1 rRNA gene is annotated in these 214 nt (G+C 45.8%); it reads left to right on the forward strand.

The features are described from left to right. Positions 1-130: ribosomal RNA gene (locus AB4323_RS24240) — 23S ribosomal RNA — on the forward strand; the annotation flags it as partial. Positions 131-214 lie beyond the last annotated feature (84 nt).

Genomic DNA, 214 nt, shown 5'->3' on the forward strand with positions numbered 1-214 from the left:
GAGATGAGTTTTCCCTGACGCTATAAGCGTCCTAAAGGGTTGTCGTAGACTACGACGTTGATAGGCAGGGTGTGTAAGTGCTGCGAGGCATTGAGCTAACCTGTACTAATTGCCCGTGAGGCTTAACCATACAACACCCAAGGGGTTTTGTGGACTCAAAACTGTTGTTTCCGCTTTAAAAAGCAGAGGCAAACAAGAACACTTGAATGAGTTT

Source organism: Vibrio sp. 10N.261.52.C11, from assembly GCF_041471405.1.
Lineage (GTDB): Bacteria > Pseudomonadota > Gammaproteobacteria > Enterobacterales > Vibrionaceae > Vibrio > Vibrio crassostreae_C.